The 16,982-nt window shown below is 63.3% G+C and carries 16 protein-coding genes; 5 read left to right on the top strand and 11 right to left on the bottom strand.

Annotation, left to right across the window (positions count from 1 at the left end):
* Positions 1-25: 25 nt before the first annotated feature.
* Positions 26-727 (bottom strand): orotidine-5'-phosphate decarboxylase, encoded by a 702-nt coding sequence (gene pyrF, locus Q8O96_RS00885; RefSeq protein WP_162884117.1) that lies wholly within the window; start codon positions 725-727, stop codon positions 26-28.
* A gap of 316 nt (positions 728-1,043) precedes the next feature.
* Here pyrF and Q8O96_RS00880 point away from each other — a divergent pair, with 316 nt between their 5' ends.
* The gene (locus Q8O96_RS00880) at positions 1,044-1,805 is read left to right on the top strand and encodes a response regulator (protein WP_102863942.1); all 762 of its coding nucleotides are present in this window, start codon (positions 1,044-1,046) and stop codon (positions 1,803-1,805) included.
* Positions 1,805-2,857: a HAMP domain-containing sensor histidine kinase gene (locus tag Q8O96_RS00875; RefSeq protein WP_102863943.1), complete on the top strand. Its 1,053-nt coding sequence runs from the start codon at positions 1,805-1,807 to the stop codon at positions 2,855-2,857. Before Q8O96_RS00880 ends, Q8O96_RS00875 begins: the two co-directional genes overlap by 1 nt.
* Before the next feature lie 196 nt (positions 2,858-3,053).
* On the opposite strand, the gene Q8O96_RS00870 is transcribed toward Q8O96_RS00875, so the two are convergent.
* From Q8O96_RS00870 to Q8O96_RS00825, 10 genes are all read right to left on the bottom strand, one after another.
* Positions 3,054-4,106 carry an AI-2E family transporter gene (locus Q8O96_RS00870; RefSeq protein ID WP_102863944.1) on the bottom strand — a complete coding sequence of 351 codons (1,053 nt, stop codon included), beginning with the start codon at positions 4,104-4,106 and terminating at the stop codon, positions 3,054-3,056.
* A gap of 69 nt (positions 4,107-4,175) precedes the next feature.
* Positions 4,176-4,979: a DUF4892 domain-containing protein gene (locus Q8O96_RS00865; RefSeq protein ID WP_180988588.1), complete on the bottom strand. Its 804-nt coding sequence runs from the start codon at positions 4,977-4,979 to the stop codon at positions 4,176-4,178.
* Positions 4,980-4,987: 8 nt separating this feature from the next.
* On the bottom strand, positions 4,988-5,647 hold the full coding sequence (locus tag Q8O96_RS00860; protein WP_207167280.1) for a glutathione S-transferase family protein: 660 nt from the start codon (positions 5,645-5,647) through the stop codon (positions 4,988-4,990).
* Between the two features lie 50 nt (positions 5,648-5,697).
* Complete coding sequence (locus Q8O96_RS00855; protein ID WP_102863947.1) at positions 5,698-6,552, bottom strand: alpha/beta hydrolase; 855 nt, start codon at positions 6,550-6,552, stop codon at positions 5,698-5,700.
* A complete protein-coding gene (locus Q8O96_RS00850) occupies positions 6,549-7,355 on the bottom strand; it encodes an alpha/beta fold hydrolase (protein ID WP_102863948.1) in 807 nt (268 codons plus the stop codon). Before Q8O96_RS00850 ends, Q8O96_RS00855 begins: the two co-directional genes overlap by 4 nt.
* A gap of 114 nt (positions 7,356-7,469) precedes the next feature.
* Positions 7,470-7,913: a hotdog fold thioesterase gene (locus Q8O96_RS00845; RefSeq protein WP_102863949.1), complete on the bottom strand. Its 444-nt coding sequence runs from the start codon at positions 7,911-7,913 to the stop codon at positions 7,470-7,472.
* 33 nt (positions 7,914-7,946) lie between these two features.
* Complete coding sequence (locus Q8O96_RS00840; protein WP_207167278.1) at positions 7,947-9,614, bottom strand: AMP-binding protein; 1,668 nt, start codon at positions 9,612-9,614, stop codon at positions 7,947-7,949.
* Between the two features lie 172 nt (positions 9,615-9,786).
* Positions 9,787-10,236 carry a phosphohistidine phosphatase SixA gene (gene sixA, locus Q8O96_RS00835; protein ID WP_102863951.1) on the bottom strand — a complete coding sequence of 150 codons (450 nt, stop codon included), beginning with the start codon at positions 10,234-10,236 and terminating at the stop codon, positions 9,787-9,789.
* Positions 10,233-10,580: a DUF4389 domain-containing protein gene (locus Q8O96_RS00830; protein ID WP_305948219.1), complete on the bottom strand. Its 348-nt coding sequence runs from the start codon at positions 10,578-10,580 to the stop codon at positions 10,233-10,235. The genes sixA and Q8O96_RS00830 overlap by 4 nt, the downstream gene beginning before the upstream one ends.
* A gap of 18 nt (positions 10,581-10,598) precedes the next feature.
* A complete protein-coding gene (locus Q8O96_RS00825) occupies positions 10,599-11,624 on the bottom strand; it encodes an NAD(P)H-dependent glycerol-3-phosphate dehydrogenase (RefSeq protein WP_102863953.1) in 1,026 nt (341 codons plus the stop codon).
* 195 nt (positions 11,625-11,819) lie between these two features.
* Between Q8O96_RS00825 and Q8O96_RS00820 the strand changes: the two genes are divergently transcribed.
* From Q8O96_RS00820 to Q8O96_RS00810, 3 genes are read left to right on the top strand one after another with little or no spacing between them, the layout of a single operon-like run.
* Positions 11,820-13,946: a TonB-dependent siderophore receptor gene (locus tag Q8O96_RS00820; RefSeq protein ID WP_102863954.1), complete on the top strand. Its 2,127-nt coding sequence runs from the start codon at positions 11,820-11,822 to the stop codon at positions 13,944-13,946.
* Position 13,947: 1 nt separating this feature from the next.
* Entirely contained in the window at positions 13,948-14,877 is a 930-nt protein-coding gene (locus Q8O96_RS00815) for an ABC transporter substrate-binding protein (protein ID WP_102863955.1), read from the top strand.
* Positions 14,874-16,775, top strand: a complete 1,902-nt coding sequence (locus tag Q8O96_RS00810; protein ID WP_102863956.1) for an ATP-binding protein — start codon at positions 14,874-14,876, stop codon at positions 16,773-16,775. The genes Q8O96_RS00815 and Q8O96_RS00810 overlap by 4 nt, the downstream gene beginning before the upstream one ends.
* Positions 16,776-16,982 lie beyond the last annotated feature (207 nt).

Below are 16,982 nucleotides of genomic sequence, written 5' to 3'. Positions count from 1 at the left end.
GCCGGCTCCTGCAAGAGGAGGCGTGTTACAGGGCCAGTTCGGCCACTACGTCGGCCAGGGCCTTGGCCGGATCGGCCGCCTGGCTGATGGGACGACCAATCACCAGGTAATCGGAGCCTGCGTCCAGAGCCTGACGCGGGGTCAGAATCCGCCGCTGGTCGTCCTGGGCGCTGCCCGCCGGACGAATCCCCGGAGTCACCAGTTGCAGGGTCGGATGGGCGCTCTTCAGTGCCTGGGCTTCCAGGGCCGAGCACACCAGGCCGTCCATGCCGGCCTTCTGCGCCAGGGCGGCCAGGCGCAGGACCTGTTCCTGGGGCTCGATGTCCAGGCCGATACCGGCCAGGTCTTCACGCTCCATGCTGGTGAGCACGGTGACGCCGATCAACAGCGGTTTGGGACCTGTGCGCTGATCCAGCACCTCGCGGCAGGCAGCCATCATGCGCAGGCCGCCGGAGCAATGCACGTTGACCATCCACACGCCCATTTCCGCAGCAGCCTTGACCGCCATGGCGGTGGTGTTGGGAATGTCGTGGAACTTCAGGTCCAGGAACACTTCGAAACCCTTGTCACGCAAGGTCCCGACAATCTCGGCGGCACAGCTGGTGAACAGTTCCTTGCCGACTTTGACCCGGCACAGTTTCGGGTCCAGTTGATCGGCCAGTTTCAGTGCGGCGTCACGGGTGGGGAAATCCAGGGCGACGATGATAGGAGTCTGGCAGGCGGACATGAAGGGGCTCTCAGGCAAGTCGAAATCGGCGCGGATTGTAGCGCAAGCCGCGGCGGTCCGGGACCCGATGAAAGGTAAAACATCCTCAACGGTGGTCGCGAATGCCGATCCGGCCGACAAATCCCCCGGGAGGCGCGGACTTTGTATCAAGCCGGATACACTGACGACACGTCAGCAACAACCCCCGACGCTACCCTCCCCAGCCGCAATACCCTCGAACAGCACTTCCAGCCCTCGGGCCGGACGCCTATGCTGAAGCCACAACCCCGCCGTCACCTTCTAGTGGCGGCAAGCCTACCTGGCAGATGAACGCCCCATGCACAACACTCCAGCCCCTCTCAACGACTCCAAAGCAGCAGTCAATGCCGATGACAAGCGCTGGAACACCCGGGCCCTGATCGTCGACGACGACGTACCGATCCGCGAACTGCTGATCGACTACCTGGCGCGCTTCAACATCCATGCCAGTGGCGTCACCGACGGAACAGCAATGCGCCAGGCCCTGCTGGCCGAACACTTTGATGTGGTGGTACTGGATCTGATGCTGCCCGGGGAGGACGGCCTGTCCCTGTGCCGCTGGCTGCGCACCGAATCGGATATTCCGATCCTCATGCTCACCGCCCGCTGCGAACCCACCGACCGCATCATCGGCCTGGAACTGGGGGCCGACGACTACATGGCCAAGCCCTTCGAACCCCGAGAGCTGGTGGCGCGAATCCAGACCATCCTGCGTCGGGTCCGTGATGATCGCAGCGAACAGCGAGCCAATATTCGCTTCGACAGCTGGCGCCTGAACAGCGTCCTGCGCCAGCTGATCTCGGCCGATGGGCTGGTGGTGCCGCTGTCCAATGCCGAGTTCCGCCTGCTGTGGGTATTCATCGAGCGCCCGCGCCGGGTGTTGAGCCGCGAACAACTGCTGGACGCCGCCCGCGGACGCTCCATCGAAGCCTTTGATCGCAGCATCGACCTGCTGGTCTCGCGTCTGCGGCAGAAGCTCGGGGATGATCCGAAATCGCCGCAGTTGATCAAGACCGTGCGCGGAGAGGGCTACCTGTTCGACGCCCGAGATATCGGCTGATGCGTGGGCGTTTCGATACGCTGTTCGGCCGCCTGTTCGGCGTCCTGCTGATCGCGATCGTACTCGCCCACCTGCTGGCGTTCTTCTGGTTTCACCATTACGGGCCGCCGCCCCCACCGCCGCCGCCCCCTGAGTCGGCGACGCTCGGCAATGGCCAGCCTCCAGCTCAGCCGCAGCATTTCCCGAGACGCCCGCCACGGCCCTGGTTCGGTGGCCCGCTGGTGCCCCTGACTTTCCAGTTCATTTCCTTGATCATCGCCGCCTGGTACGGCGCCAAGCTGCTATCGCGCCCCATCCAGCGCCTCAGCGATGCCGCGGAACGCCTGAGTGAAAACCTCGACAGCCCGCCCCTGGAAGAAGTCGGCCCCCGGGAAGCGCGACAAGCGGCCAGCGCCTTCAACCAGATGCAAAAACGCATACAGGAACAGGTTCAGCAACGGGGGCGCATGCTCGGCGCCGTGTCCCATGACCTGCGCACGCCACTGTCACGCCTCAAGCTGCGCCTGGAACAGATCGAGGACAGCAAGCTGCAAGGGCAAATGCGCCAGGACCTGGACGACATGATCAAGATGCTCGATGCCACCCTCAGCTATCTGCATGAACAGCGCACCAGCGAGGCGGCGCAATGGATGGATGTGCAGGCACTGGTGGAGTCGCTGTGCGAGAACGCCCAGGACCAGGGCGCCGACGTCCAGGCCCAAGGCCATTGCGCGCCCCTGCTGGTACAGCCGATGGCCCTGCAGTCCTGCCTCAACAACCTGCTGGACAACGCCTTGCGCTATGCCGGGCAGGCCACCCTGACCCTGGAAGACAACCGTGAGCAGCTGCTGATCCGGGTCATCGATCACGGGCCGGGGATTGCCGCCGACAAGCGTGAGGCCGTGTTCGAGCCCTTCTTCCGCCTCGAAGGCTCGCGCAACCGCAACTCCGGCGGCGTTGGCCTGGGCATGACCATTGCCCGCGAGGCGGCGGAGCGCATGGGGGGACAATTGCTGCTGGACGAAACCCCGGGCGGCGGCCTGACTGCAGTATTGCACCTGCCCCGCCCCTGAGCGCCTTGTGTAGCGACGGGTACAAAACTCAAGTACCCAGGACAGCGACGCCCAAACCCAGTAGGCCAACATCGCCAAAGCCCTGGGCAAGATGATCGCCAACCTCAGCAAGCAGTATCAGTTGACCCCCGACAGCAGCGTCAACGTCGCCGTCTGTTGGCCCCTTGCGCTCCCTCGGGGAGCGGCAATCCGCACGTCAGCGCGGTTCCTGGGCCCGGGCCTGGCTGGCACTCCAGTCCAGCAGCAGGCTGTAGGCCACCGCCAGCAGGGTCGGCCCGATAAACAGGCCGATAAAGCCAAAGGCAATCAGGCCGCCGAACACGCCCAGCAGCACGATCACCAGGGGCAGATTGCCACCGCGACTGATCAGATACGGCTTGAGCACGTTGTCGACGCCGCTGATGATGAAGGTGCCCCAGATTCCCAGGAACACCGCCATGCCGTATTCGCCCTTCCAGGCCAGCCAGGCCGTAGCCGGAATCCATACCAGGGGCGGCCCCATGGGAATCAGGCTGAGCAGGAAGGTGACGATACCCAGCACCAGCGCCCCGGGAACGCCGGCAATCAGGAAGCCGATCAGCGCCAGCACGCCTTGGGCCGCGGCGGTGCCTATGACTCCGTTGACCACCCGCTGCACAGTGCCGGCCACCAGTTCGATGTAATACCCGGCCCGGTCGCCGATCAGGCGCTCCAGCAGCTTGTGCACGAACAGCGCCAGGCGCGGACCGTCGCGGTAGAAGAAAAACACGAAGACAATACTCAGGGTCAGCTCAAGAATGCCCCCGCCAATCTGCGCACTGCGGGCCAGCAACCAGTTGCCCACCTGCCCCAGGTACGGCTTGACCGCCAGCATCAAGGCCGCGCCCTGCTGGTCGATGCTGTCCCACAATGCCACCAAGCGCTCTCCGACCAATGGCAAGCCACCGAGCCAGGCGGGAGCCTCGGGCAGCCCGTCCACCTGCACGTCCTTGATAAAGGCCGTGGCATCGCGCACATGGTCCGCCAGGTTGAGGCCCAGCCAGACCAGGGGCGCCGCCACCAGGACCATCCAGCCCAGGGTCAGCAACGCTGCGGCCAGGGATTCGCGGCCATTGAGCCAACGGGTCAGCAATCGCATCAGAGGCCAGCTGGCAAAGGCCAGCACCGCGCCCCAGAACAGCGCCGACCAGAAAGGCGCCATCACCCAGAAGCTGGCACCGAACAACACCAGGAGCAGGATCTGCACCAGCAGGCGATCGTTATTGGGCATGAAATGTCTCGCGCAAGAAGAATCAGAGAAGAGTAGGCGAACCCGCGAATGCGGGCCGCCTGAAACAGCTTAACGCAGCCGCTCGACGTGCAAGCCGCTCACTTCGGTGTTGCCGGTCTCCATGCGCGTGGCCAACACGCCCTGGCTGATCAGGGCCTGGCGCCAGGCTTCAGCCTGCTTGCCGGACAGGCTGATCCGCATCGTGGTGTCCAGATTCAAGCCCCGAGAGAGCAGATTGAGCCAGACGGGCTGGGGGTCCGTCAGTTTTGGCAGATCCAGTTTTCCCGTGTCCTTCAGTTGCCGTAGCAAGGTCGCCGAGGTGGGCAGCAGGTCGCCCAGAGGCGCTGCAGCATCAAACTGTTCCACATGGAGGTAGGCCCGGCGATTACCCCGGGTGATGCTATACAAGGCCACCAGGGTGTTCTCCTGGGGCTCCGCCAGGCGCAACAGCAGATAGGCCTGCTGCTCATCAGCGCCGTACAGCTTGGCGTTGCCGAACACTTGATTGGCCCACAGGCTGCTCTCGCCGCAATCCCTGGCCTGGCACCAGAACAACAGCTCGGCCCCCTGCTTCTGCAGGGCCTCCCGGGCCAGGGTGAAGGCCTCGTTGGAGGTGCGCTCGGCGGGTAATTGGTAGGTAATGGCGGTGAGTTTGCCCCTGGCATTGACCTGTCCGTCAAAACGCAGCTGGCCGCTGATCCTGCGGACCGACCCCAAGGGGTAGACGCGCTCCTGCTCCACTTCGGGGCGGTAGTCGACGATTTGTGCGTCGGTCAGACGGGGAACCAAAGGCAGGTCATGACTGCCCGGCAGATCGGCGGCAAGCGCCAGCGAGCTTAACAAGGCCAAGCTCAAAGCACTGATTGAACGCATGAACACTCTCATCGGATAAGCATGGCCTGGGCGCCTTTGATGACGCTGGCGTCATCATTGCGCTGCGGAACCTGCAAGCCGCGCTGGACCGCAGGCCGGGCCTCCAGGGCCGCCATCCAGCGCTGCAGGGCCGGCAATCCCTGTACCGAGACACCGGACCATTCATGACCGCGCACCCAGGGGAAGGTGGCGATGTCGGCAATGCTGTAGTCCCCGGCCAGGTATTCGACCTGCTGCAGACGAGTATCGAGCACCTCGTACAGGCGCCGGGTTTCATGCTGGTAGCGGTCGATGGCGCCCTGGAGCTTTTCCGGGAAATAACGGAAGAATACGTTGGCCTGGCCCTGCATGGGCCCCACCCCGCCCATCTGGAACATCAGCCATTGCATGACGATGGAGCGGCCCTTGGGGTCGGCGGGCAGCAACTGGCCACTGCGCTCGGCCAGGTACACCAGGATCGCGCCGGATTCGAACACGGGGAAATCACCATTGTCGCGGTCGACGATGGCCGGAATACGTCCATTGGGATTGATCTTCAGAAACGCTGGCGCCTTTTGCTCCCGCTTGTCGAAACTCAGGGCGTGCACGGTATAGGGCAGGCCGAGCTCTTCGAGCAGGATGGAAACCTTGTGGCCATTGGGGGTCGCAGCGGTGTACAGATCTATCATGGTTGTCTCCCATTTCAACCCGCCCAGCCTCGACAGTTGACCCCGTCAAGTCAAGGAACGGCGAAAAACCGATTGAAACAGTCTGCGACAAAGCTGGCACCGGTCTCATCGTTGAGATGCAGATGGTGGCCGCCTGGCAGCTGCTCACGGCTAAAGGGTAGACGCTGCAACAGCGCTTCATGCCTGGCCAACATGCCATCGGCCGCTACCACCAATTGAGTTGGACAACTGACACGCTGGACGAAGGACATGGCCTGTTCCTCGGTCAGCCGCAGCGGCGAGGCTAGGGTCAGGCGACTGTCACTGCGCCAGGTGTAGCCACCGGCAACCGGCATCAGGCCACGCTGGGCCAACAGTTCGGCCGCCTCGCGACTGACCGCGACCAATCCCTTCATCCGTGCTTCGATGGCCCGCTCCAGGGTGCTGTAGACCGGTTTGCTCTTGTCCTGCAGGTTGATTTGCGCCTGCAGGGCCATGCCCAGGCGTTCGGCGGCGTCCTCGCCCTTGGCGGTCGGTGGAATGACCCCGTCGATCAAGGCCAGATGGCTGACCCGCTCCGGCAGCGCGGCCGCCAGCACCAGGGATACGATCGCCCCCAGGGAATGGCCCATCAGGGCGAAACGCTTCCAGCCCAGCTGTTCAGCGACTTGCAGCACATCGTACACGTAGTCCCACAAGGCATAGCCGGCCCCCAGGGGGCGATGCCCGGAATGACCATGGCCGGCCAGGTCCAGGGCAACGATACGCAGACCTTTGAGCTTGGGCGCCAGCCGGGCAAAGCTGTTGGCGTTGTCCAGCCAGCCGTGCAGGGCGATGACCGGTAAACCGTCCTCGGGCCCGAACAGATGAGCCGCCAGTTCGATGTGGGGCAGACTCAGGCGCACTTCCTCGACGGTATGGCTCATGCACAACTCCGTTGCTGGCGATCGTCCCAGCGGCTGAACAGCTCCTTGAGCAAGGCCGCCGTGGCAGTGGGCCGCTCAAGAGGAAACATGTGGCCGCCGGGCATGGTCAGCGACTCCCCATGGGGCATGCGCCCCACTGCACTGGTGTGATGACGCATCACCACCCGGCTCTGCTGCCCCCGCACCACCGCCAGGGGCACCTTTAGCTGGCGGGCGCTGCCAGGGCTGGTGTGGGGCACGCCGCGATAGATGCTGATCTCGGTAGCCGGATCGAAGCGCAACCGCAGGCGGTCGCCCACTTGCTGCAGGCCATGCTGCAAATAAGCGTCCAGACAGTCCGGATCGAACGCGCGAAACAGGGTCTTGCGCGAGAAGTAGCTGCGGGCCGCTTCGATATCGGCAAATTCCTCACGACGTCCCAGGGTGCGCCCGGCGGGAGTCAAGCGGTCGATGAAACCAAACCGCTTGGCGGCGCGGATCACCCATTGATCGGCCCGGGTCAGCACCGGGGAATCGAGCATGACCACGCCCCGATACAGTTCCGGACAACGCAAGGCCGCATGCAAGTGCAACACCCCGCCCAATGAATGGCCGACGCCCCATACCGGCTGGGCCTGCTGTTGCAGGTGGTGAATCAATTCGTCCACCAGGCTGCGCCAGTTATCGTCCACCGGAAAACGCGGGTCATGGGCGTGCTGCTGCAAATGGCTGACCTGGAACTCAGGCGCCAGGGCAGCGAACAACTTGCCGTAAGTCCCGGAGGGAAACCCATTGGCGTGAGCGAAAAACACCTGTTGCGACATACCGACTCATCCATCCACCAAACCAACAACGATTGTCCGCAAGGCCCCGTACCAGGGCAATGACCGTAACGGACAGGAATGCTGACACCCGGGCTCAGCCTATGACCCGTTGCTTCAAGCCACCGGCGGTTTCTGTCCCAGCGGCACCACGGCCATGGTCAGGCGCGAGACGCAACTGGCCTTGCCTTCATCACTGCTCAAGCGGATGTCCCAGACATGGGTAGTGCGCCCGATATGAATGGCCCTGGCTACCGCTGTCACCCGACCGCTGCGCAAGCCCCGCAGGTGGTTGGCGTTGATCTCCAGGCCCACGCAATAGAACTGGCTGGCATCGATGCACAGATAGCTGGCCATGGAGCCGACGCTTTCCGCCAGCACCACCGACGCGCCGCCATGCAACAGGCCATAGGGCTGGTGGGTGCGATGGTCGATGACCATGCTCGCCGTCAACGACTCCTCATCGTAGGACTCGAAGCGAATATCCAGCACTTCGCCGATGGTGTTCTTCTGGATTGCGTTCAGTTGTTCGATGTTCGGAGTGGTACGCCACAGACTCATCGCCGCTTCCTTCTCTCGGGTTGTTCTTGTCGATCAATCCTGCCACAGCACGGCTTCGCCACGCTCGCTCCAGGTTTGAAAACTGGCGCCATAGGTGGCTTCGATCACATTGCGCTTGATCTTCAGGGTCGGGGTCAGAAAGCCGTTCTCCACGGCCCAGTTGTCCTTGACCACCACTAGCCGATGCAAACGCTCGTGTTTGTCCAGACTGCCGTTGACCTGAACCAGGAGACTTTCCAGGCTGCTGTGCAGCCCTTCCCGGGAGCTGCCGCCAGCAGCCTGCAAGCCGGCCGCCGAAAGCACACACAACCCCAGGGGCGCGCTCAAGCCATCGCCCACCACACACACCTGCTCGATATGGGCATGCACCGCCAGGCGATTCTCGATGGGGGCCGGGGCCACATACTTGCCCTTGCTGGTCTTGAAGATTTCCTTGAGCCGGCCAGTCAGGCGCAAATTGCCGGCAGCATCCTGCTCCCCCTTGTCCCCCGTGCGCAAAAAACCATCCTCGGTGATGGTTTCCGCCGTTTTCTGCGGGTCCTTGTAGTACCCCAGCATGGTGGCCCCGCTGCGCACCTGGACCTCCCCCGCCTCATCGATACGCACTTCGACCTCCGGACAGGGCCGGCCGATCCAGCCCGGAACATGCTCCCCGGACCGCCCGATATGGGAATAACCGCAGCTTTCGGTCATGCCGTAGACCTCCAGCACGTCCAGGCCCAGGCGGCGATACCAATGCAACAGGGTCTGAGGTACCGGCGCCGCGCCCGACAAGGCCACGCGCAATGCGTCGAGCCCCAATCCGGCCAGCACCTTGTGACCGACGCGCCTGCCGATAAAAGGCAGGCCCAAAAGAAAATCCAGGCGCTTGGCCGGCACCTTGCTGTACACCCCCATCTGGAACTTGGTCCAGATCCGCGGCACGCCAAACAGCGCAGTGGGCCGGGCCCGCTGCAGGTCAACCAGGAAAGTGTCGAGGCTTTCGGCAAAGAACACGGTCTGCCCGGTGTAGATCGCCGCCATCTCGACGAACATGCGTTCGGCCACATGACACAACGGCAGGTAGGACAGCAACCGATCCTCGGGGCCCAGGCCGAAAAGCCCGACGCCGTGGCTGGCGGCAAAGCCCAGGTTGCCGAAACTGTGCATCACGCCCTTGGGCAGGCCGGTGGTGCCGGAGGTGTAGATGATGGTGGCCAGTTGATCCGCAGGCGGGCAAGGACTATCCGCCAGGGGCTGGCTACGCTGCACCTGTTCCCAGTCGAAATCGAAATGCCCCTCGGGGCCCAGCGGCAGACGGATGGTGGGCAACCCGGGTTTCAATCCCGGGGCCATGCCCGGCCAATCATCGAGCTTGCCGATGAAGGCCAGGGCCGACTCGGAATGCTCCAGCACCTGGGCCACCGAATCGGCTGTGAGGTTGGGATACAGCGGCACCGACACATGCCCGGCCATCCAGATCGCCAGGTCGCTGATGATCCAGTGCGCAGAGTTCTTGCCAATGATTGCAATGTGGCTGCCAGGAGCCAGCTGCCGTTCCCGCAGCCACTGGGCGGCACGACGGGCCTGCTGGCCGACGTCGAACCAGCTCAACGCCTGCACCTGCCCTCCGGCGCTGGGCTGCACCAGGAAACGTTGCTGGGGATGACGAGCTTCGCGCTCGTAGAACACTTGCAGCGGCAAACGAAAAGCAGCAGCCATGACTCGCTCCTTTGTTTTTATTCTGTTCGCGACACCAACCAAGCACTTGCTTGGCTGACTATTCCACGCACAAAGGAGCGCTGCAAGTTAAGAAATGTAGCGGATCACGACCCGATACCGAGCGGGGGCAAAAGGTCATGACGGCCAGGGGATTCCCTGGCCGCCGCCAGCATCAAGGGTGCTTGACGCCGTTGAGGGTCATCAGCCCCGCCAGAGGCCAGTCGCCTTCCAGCTCCGCCAGGCTGGCGGTGTTCATGGGCTGGGGATCACGCAGATGGCCATGCTGCAACAGGCCGATCAGGCTACCCACCAGGGGTTGATGGCTGACCAGCAGCAGATTGTCCGCACCGTCCAGTTGCTGCAGCACCTGCAGCGGATTGGCCTCCGGCGTCAGCCAGGACACGGTGCGGATCTCTGCTTCGAACCCCAGGGCCTCGCGTACCAGCTGGGCCGTTTGCTGGGCTCGTACATAAGGGCTGGCGATGATTGCGCTGATGGGCTGGCCAATCAGTTGCGCGGCGCTGCCCAGCACTTCCTCACGACCGTGGGCGGTGAGATTGCGTTGGGCATCGGTGGGCGCGTGGGATTCGGCCTGGCCATGGCGCAGGACCCACAGTTTCACAGCTTGGGCTCCTCATCGCGCACCGGATGGGGCGCTGGCGGCACGCTATGGGGAGCCTCCCCTTCAGGTGCTCGTGGGGTTGGCCAATCCGAGAACGGCCAGGGCTTCTGTTCGGTATGGAAGCTGCCGAAACGGCCGATCTGAGCCAGGAACTGACTCAGGCTGTCACCGAAGTTCATCAGGCCGGCATTGGGTGCGCCGTAGATCAACCGATAAACAAGCTGCACCAGGACCAGGGCGCCAAGGAGGAACTGCGCTAACTGCCACACCATCACGAACACCAGCATCCACAGCACGCGCAGGAGGATGGATTCGTATTTGGCTTCGGAATTCGTATCGTTCATGTCTGGCTCCTGTGCTACTCAGTTGAATCCGCTGGTGGAGATAAAATCGACGTCGGTTTTCGGCTCGCCGCGCATCAAGAGCTCGATCACCTGATTCAGCGTACGCCCTTCGAACAGGATCGCGTGCAGCCCGGCTACCAGCGGCATGTAGACCCCCAACTCCTGAGCCTTGACCTTGAGCACCTTGAGGGTATTGACGCCCTCCGCCACTTCGCCAAGACGCGTCACCGCCTCTTCCAGGCTCAGGCCCTGGCCCAGGGCAAAGCCCACCTGATAGTTGCGGCTCTTGGGCGAGGAACAGGTGACGATCAAGTCACCGACACCCGCCAGACCGAGAAAGGTCATGGGGTTGGCACCCTGGCTCACGGCAAAGCGGGTCATTTCCGCCAGCGCGCGAGTAATCAGCATGCTCTTGGTGTTTTCCCCCATGCCCAGGGCCACCGCCATGCCGGCGATGATCGCGTAGACGTTCTTCAGCGCTCCGCCCAGCTCCACGCCAAAACGATCGGCACTGGCATAGACGCGGAACGTCCGGCCATGCAACACCGCCTGGACCCGCTGGCACAGTTCTTCGTCTTCGCTGGCGACCACGGTGGCGGTCAGGGCGTGCTCGGCCACTTCGCGGGCCAGATTAGGCCCAGAGAGCACGCCGATCCGCGCTTGCGGGGCGATATCCTCGAGGATCTCGCTCATCAGCTTGAAGGTCTGGGCCTCGATGCCCTTGGTCAGGCTGACCAGCATCTTGCCGCTCAACAGTTGTGCGTGGGGGGCCAGTACCGAGCGCAGGGCGCTGGAAGGCAAGGCGACAAAGCACAGGTCACTGTCATTCAGGGTGGCCAGCAGATCGGTGACCGGCTCCACCGCCGGATGAATCTTGATGCCCTTGAGATAGCGCGGATTCTCGCGATTGACCCGAATGGCCTCGGCCTGTTCGGGGTCTCGCATCCACTGCCGCACCGGGTGACCGTTCTCGGCCAGCAGATTGGCCACGGCGGTACCAAAACTTCCGCCTCCCAGGACCGCAATAGGGCGCTGTTGTGTCATATGCAATCCGTTTATCCATAGCAGTGGCGATGGCGGCATTATACGGGGCGGTTTTCCCACCACCAGCCCCAGCGGCCATTCAGACGATCTGTCGGGAACGGGTGGACTCATTCGGGGAATGTCGGGCTTATCGACTGGAAAACTCGACTTTCTCGGTTAACATGCGCGCCATCTTTCAAGATTCAAGGCTGTGCCGTGTCCATTGGCCCCTCACCTCTTCGTCTGTCACTGCTGCTGGGCATGTTGTTCGGCTATCCAGCGCTGGCCGACGATTTGTTCATGGATGGCAGCGCCCTGCCCGAGGTCCTCACCGCCACGCGCCTTAAGCAATCCCCAGCCGCAGTGCCCGGCAGCATGACGGTGCTCGACAATGAACTGATCAAGGCCAGCGGCGCTCGGGACATCAGCGAACTGCTGCGCCTGGTGCCGGGGATGATGGTCGGCGCCATCAGCGGCAATCAGGCCACGGTCAACTACCACGGCACCAACGCCAGCGAAGCCCGGCGCATGCAGGTACTGATCGATGGGCGCTCGGTGTATCGCGCGGGCCTGGCCACGGTGGACTGGAGCGATATTCCGGTAGCCATGGAAGACATCGAGCGCATCGAAGTGTTTCGCGGCCCCAACACCGTCAGCTACGGCGCCAACGCGCTGATGGCGGTGGTCAACATCATTACCCGCTCACCCGCCAACAGCCACGGCACGCGCTTCAAGGTGACCAGGGGCCAGCGCGGCATCAACGACTGGTACGCCAGCCAGGGCACTGGCTGGGAAAGCGGCGACCTGCGGCTTTCGTTGTCGGGGCAGGAAGACGATGGCTTCGACAGCCGCCTCGACGGTTCGGACTACCGCGACAGCAGGCGCTTGAATCGTGTCAGTCTGTCGGTGAGCCAGATGCTCAATGAACAGCAGAGCATCGATTGGCAATTGAACGCCAAGGAAGGGACTAATCAGCGGCCTTATACCTACAAGCCGGTGTTCTATGGCGTGTCCCAACAGGGCAACAACTCCGATGTGGTGGCCAAGGACTACGCCGGGTCACTGCGCTGGAACCTGGAACTCAATCCGCAGCACAGCCTTTATGTCCAGGGCTCGGCCCAGCACTGGGATCGCCAGCAGACTTGGCGCGCCTGTGACGCGGCGATTTCCTTCAGCCCCGAGCTGACTCGCCTGTGGCAAATCAATCCGAATTACGCCGAGCGCCTGGCGCGCGGCATCAAAGGTTTCAGCGATGCCGGTACCCCGCCCCCGGGATCTCCCGCCGAGCAGGCCATAGCCCAGCAGGTCCTCACCCAGTGGAGCGCCGGCGGCAAGCAAACCGTCTGCGGCAATATCGACCAGAGCGCCCGGGAGACCCGCTACGACCTGGAGTTGCAGGACACCCTGAGCCTCAGCGATAACCTGCGGCTGGTCAGCGGCATGAACTATCGTTACGACCGGGCCGACTCCGAAACCTACTTCAACGGCACCCTCGACGACACCACCTGGCGCCTGTTCGGCCAGTTGGAGTGGCGGGCCAGCGAACACTGGCTGATCCAGGGCGGGGCTATGTACGAAGACACCCAGCTGACCGGCAACTCGCTGACGCCACGGATCGCCGTCAACTACCTGATCAACCCGCGCCACGGGCTGCGCGCGGTGTATTCGGAAGCCATCCGCTCTGCGGACATGTTCGAGAACAACGTCAACTGGAGCTACCGGGTCACCGGCCTGAGCGCTCCGGTCTATGGCCAGAACAGCGCCCAGTACTTCGTCAGGACCCGTGGCCCCGGCAATCTTGACCAAGAGCACATGCGCTCTCGGGAGCTGGGCTACAACGGCTATTTCAGCGACCAGGCACTGAATCTGGACATCAAGCTGTTCTACGACGAAATCAGCGGAATGATCAGCGAACCGCTGCGCAACAACCAGTACATCGCCAGCAACAACAACTCGGCGCGCTTCTCCGGCACCGAGGGCCAGCTGGACTGGCAACTGAGCCGCGCCGACCGCCTGCGCCTGACCTACGCCTATGTCCACGCGCAAGCCAGCAATCGCCTGGACCAGCACCTGACCGCCAGCAACAGCGGTTCTGCCGGCTGGCTGCGCAATTGGGGCCAGGGCTGGTCCAGCGCCCTCTTCTACTATGGTGACAACGCCCTCAACGGCTACCGCTTCCAGCGCATCGACACCCGCATCGCCAAGCGCCTGGCCCTGGGCAAGGCCAGCCTGGAACTGGCAGGCACGCTGCAACAGCGGCTTGACCATGAGCCCACCACCTTCGCCGACAACCTCTACGACTCACGGCACGTGGCCTACCTCAGTGCCGAGCTGGAGTTCTAGCATGGGCCAGCGCGGGCCCTGGAAGGCCCTGGGCATTCATCGCTGTCTCGGTATCTGCCTGATCCTCCTGGGCATGCTGCTGGCGACTCCGCTGCGAGCAGCCGACGTGTTGCTGACCGCCAGTGAAGGCAGCGACAGCGTGCACACCTTCACCGAGGAACTGGCCACCCAGCGGCCTCAGGATCAGGTGCGCTTCGTGCCCTTGGCACAACTGCCGGCACCGAGCCAACTGCCCGCAGCCACGCGCCTGATCCTGCTGGACCTGCAAAGCCTCGACTGGCGCCTGCAAGACCCGCAAGGGCCGGCCACCCTGGTCCTGCGGATCAGCCGCCTGCAGGCCCAGCAGCGCCTGCAAGGCGCGCCTCACCCCAAACTCAGCCTGCTCTGGAGCGACCCGCCCTTGAGCCGCCAACTGCGGCTGATCCACAAGGTGCTGCCCCAGGTGCGCCGGATCGGCGTGCTGTACAGCGAGGACAGCCAGTTCCTGCTCAGGGAACTGCGCGACGCAGCGCAATCCATGGACATGGAAATCGTCGCCGAACCCTGGGACAGCACCAATGACAGCCGCCCGCTGCAGAACCTGTTGCGCAACAGCCAGGTGCTGCTGGGCCTGGACGACCCCAAGCTGTACAACCCGAAAACCGTGAAGAACCTGCTGCTGAGCAGCTACGCCCGGCAACAGGCGCTGATCGGGCCCAATGCCGGCTTCGTCAGGGCCGGCAGCCTGGCCAGCACCTACAGCGACCAGCAGGACTGGCTGCAGACCCTGGACAGCCTGCTGGATCAAGCACCAGCCCACTGGCCCAGGGAGCTGTACCCGGCAGCCTTCAAAGTACTGAGCAATCCACAGGTGGCACGCTCCCTGGGCATCGAGGAAATCGACCCGCAAGCCGTCGCGCACCAGTTGAGTGAAGGAGAGAAACGCCCATGACATTGCGTCGCCGGTGGGATATCCAGACCCGCACTCAGCTCATCAGCCTGGGCCCGGCCCTGCTCCTGACTCTGCTGCTGATCAGTTTTTTCACCTTCGTGCGTCTCCAGGATCTGCGCCAGGAGTTGAACCATACCGGCCAACTGATCGCCAACCAATTGGCCCCGGCCACTGAGTACGGGGTGATCTCCGGCAACAACGAGGGCCTGGAAAGCCTGTTGCAAGCCACTCTGGCCACGCCTCATGTGCACTTTCTGGAAGTCCAGGACAGTGCCAACAACATCCTGGTGTATGTCGAGCAGCCGTCCGCCAGTCACAACCATGCCCAGCAGATCAAGGTCTTCCAGGCGCCGGTGCGCTTGCAGCGCATTCAGGTGCACAACGACTTTCTGCAGAATGATCCCGCCAGCCTGAGCCCCCAGGGCGACGGTTACCTGGGGCGGGTCATTGTCGGCATGTCCAATGACGCCTTCAGCCAGCGTCAACAGGAAATCCTCCTCAAGGCCGGGATTCTCGCCCTGTTCGCCCTGCTCTTCACCTTCTTCCTGGCCCGACGCCTGGCAGCCGGCCTGGCGCAACCCATCAGCGCCATGGGCCACGCGGTGAAGGCGATTCAGGAGGGCGACTTCAAGACGCCGCTGCCGATTGTCGACGACGGCGAGCTGGGCAATCTGGCGCGACATATCAACAACCTCGCCGCCGGCCTGGAACTGGCCAGCCGTGAGCAGCAACAGGCAATGTCACAACTGATCCAGACCCGGGAAGATGCCGAGCGGGCGAACAAGGCCAAATCGGACTTCCTGGCGATGATGAGCCATGAGCTGCGTACCCCGATGAACGGCGTACTGGGGATGCTGCAATTGCTGGAAACCACCGAGATGACCCAGGAGCAGAGCGAGTACGCGGCATTGGCCTCGGAGTCCACCGAGCACCTGCTGAAGGTGATCAATGACATCCTCGACTTCTCGCGCATCGAACGCTCGGCCCTGGAGCTGGAACACATTCCGTTCAACCTCGCCGAGTTGATCAGCAGCTGCGCCCAGGCCTTCCAGCACAGCGCATTGCAACGAGGCCTGGACCTGCAACTGCAGCTGCCGCCGGGCATGGAGTCGCTGCAGGTCAAGGGCGACCCGACGCGAATCCGCCAGATCCTGGTCAACCTGATCGGCAACGCGCTGAAGTTCACCGAACAAGGCAGCGTCACCATCGAGCCCCAGTGGCAGACCCTGGATCACGAACTCCTGTGGTTCACCTGCTCAGTGCGCGACAGCGGGATTGGCATCAGCCCGGCCAGCCTGGAACTGATGTTCGATGCATTCCAGCAGGCCGACAGCTCGATTTCCCGACGCTACGGCGGCACGGGCCTGGGCCTGCCGATCGCCCGGACCCTGGCTGAACGCATGGGCGGCACCCTGCGGGCCCAGAGCGAGGAAGGCCAGGGCTCGGTGTTCACCCTGGAAATCCCCCTGGCGCTGTTTCAGCAAAGCCTGCCCGTGCTGGCGCCGCGAGTGAACACAGCCGCTCACCAGGGCGAAGGCCGCAACGTGCTACTGGTGGAGGACAACCCGGTGAACCAGACCGTGATCCAGGCCATGTTGCGCAGCCTGGGCTTCACCGTCAGCATCGTCACCGACGGCGCCCAGGCGGTACGCAGCGCCGAAAGCCTGATTTTCGAGGCCATTCTGATGGACTGCCGACTGCCACTGGTCGACGGCTACGAAGCCACCCGGCAGATCCGCCAACTGCCCGGCTGCGCTGATTTACCGATCATCGCCCTGACCGCCAACGCCTTGCAGGGCGACCGCGAAGCCTGCCTGGCGGCGGGCATGAACGACTACCTGGCCAAGCCGTTCAAGCGGGCTGATCTGCAGCAAATTCTCCAACGTTGGGTGCAGTAACAGGCTATTTTCCAACAGGTGCGACTGGCGTGACGGGCGAAAGTGCGGCAGTCTTAGGCACCCGACGGGCCCCGAAAAGGCCCTCAAAAAAAATTTCAGTGCACAAGTGTACATTCATGCCCTTTGCGCTGTGACTTTCACTACAACGCAATAGTCTATGAGTAGGCTGCCGGCTCGAGGCATGAACGCTTCGATCGGCCGGGAAGA

The sequence above is a fragment of the Pseudomonas sp. LPH60 genome (genome assembly GCF_030718165.1).
GTDB classification, from domain to species: Bacteria; Pseudomonadota; Gammaproteobacteria; order Pseudomonadales; family Pseudomonadaceae; genus Aquipseudomonas; species Aquipseudomonas danubii.
The sequence above is the reverse complement of the archived record's forward strand: the minus strand, read 5'-3'. Positions and strand labels throughout refer to the sequence as shown.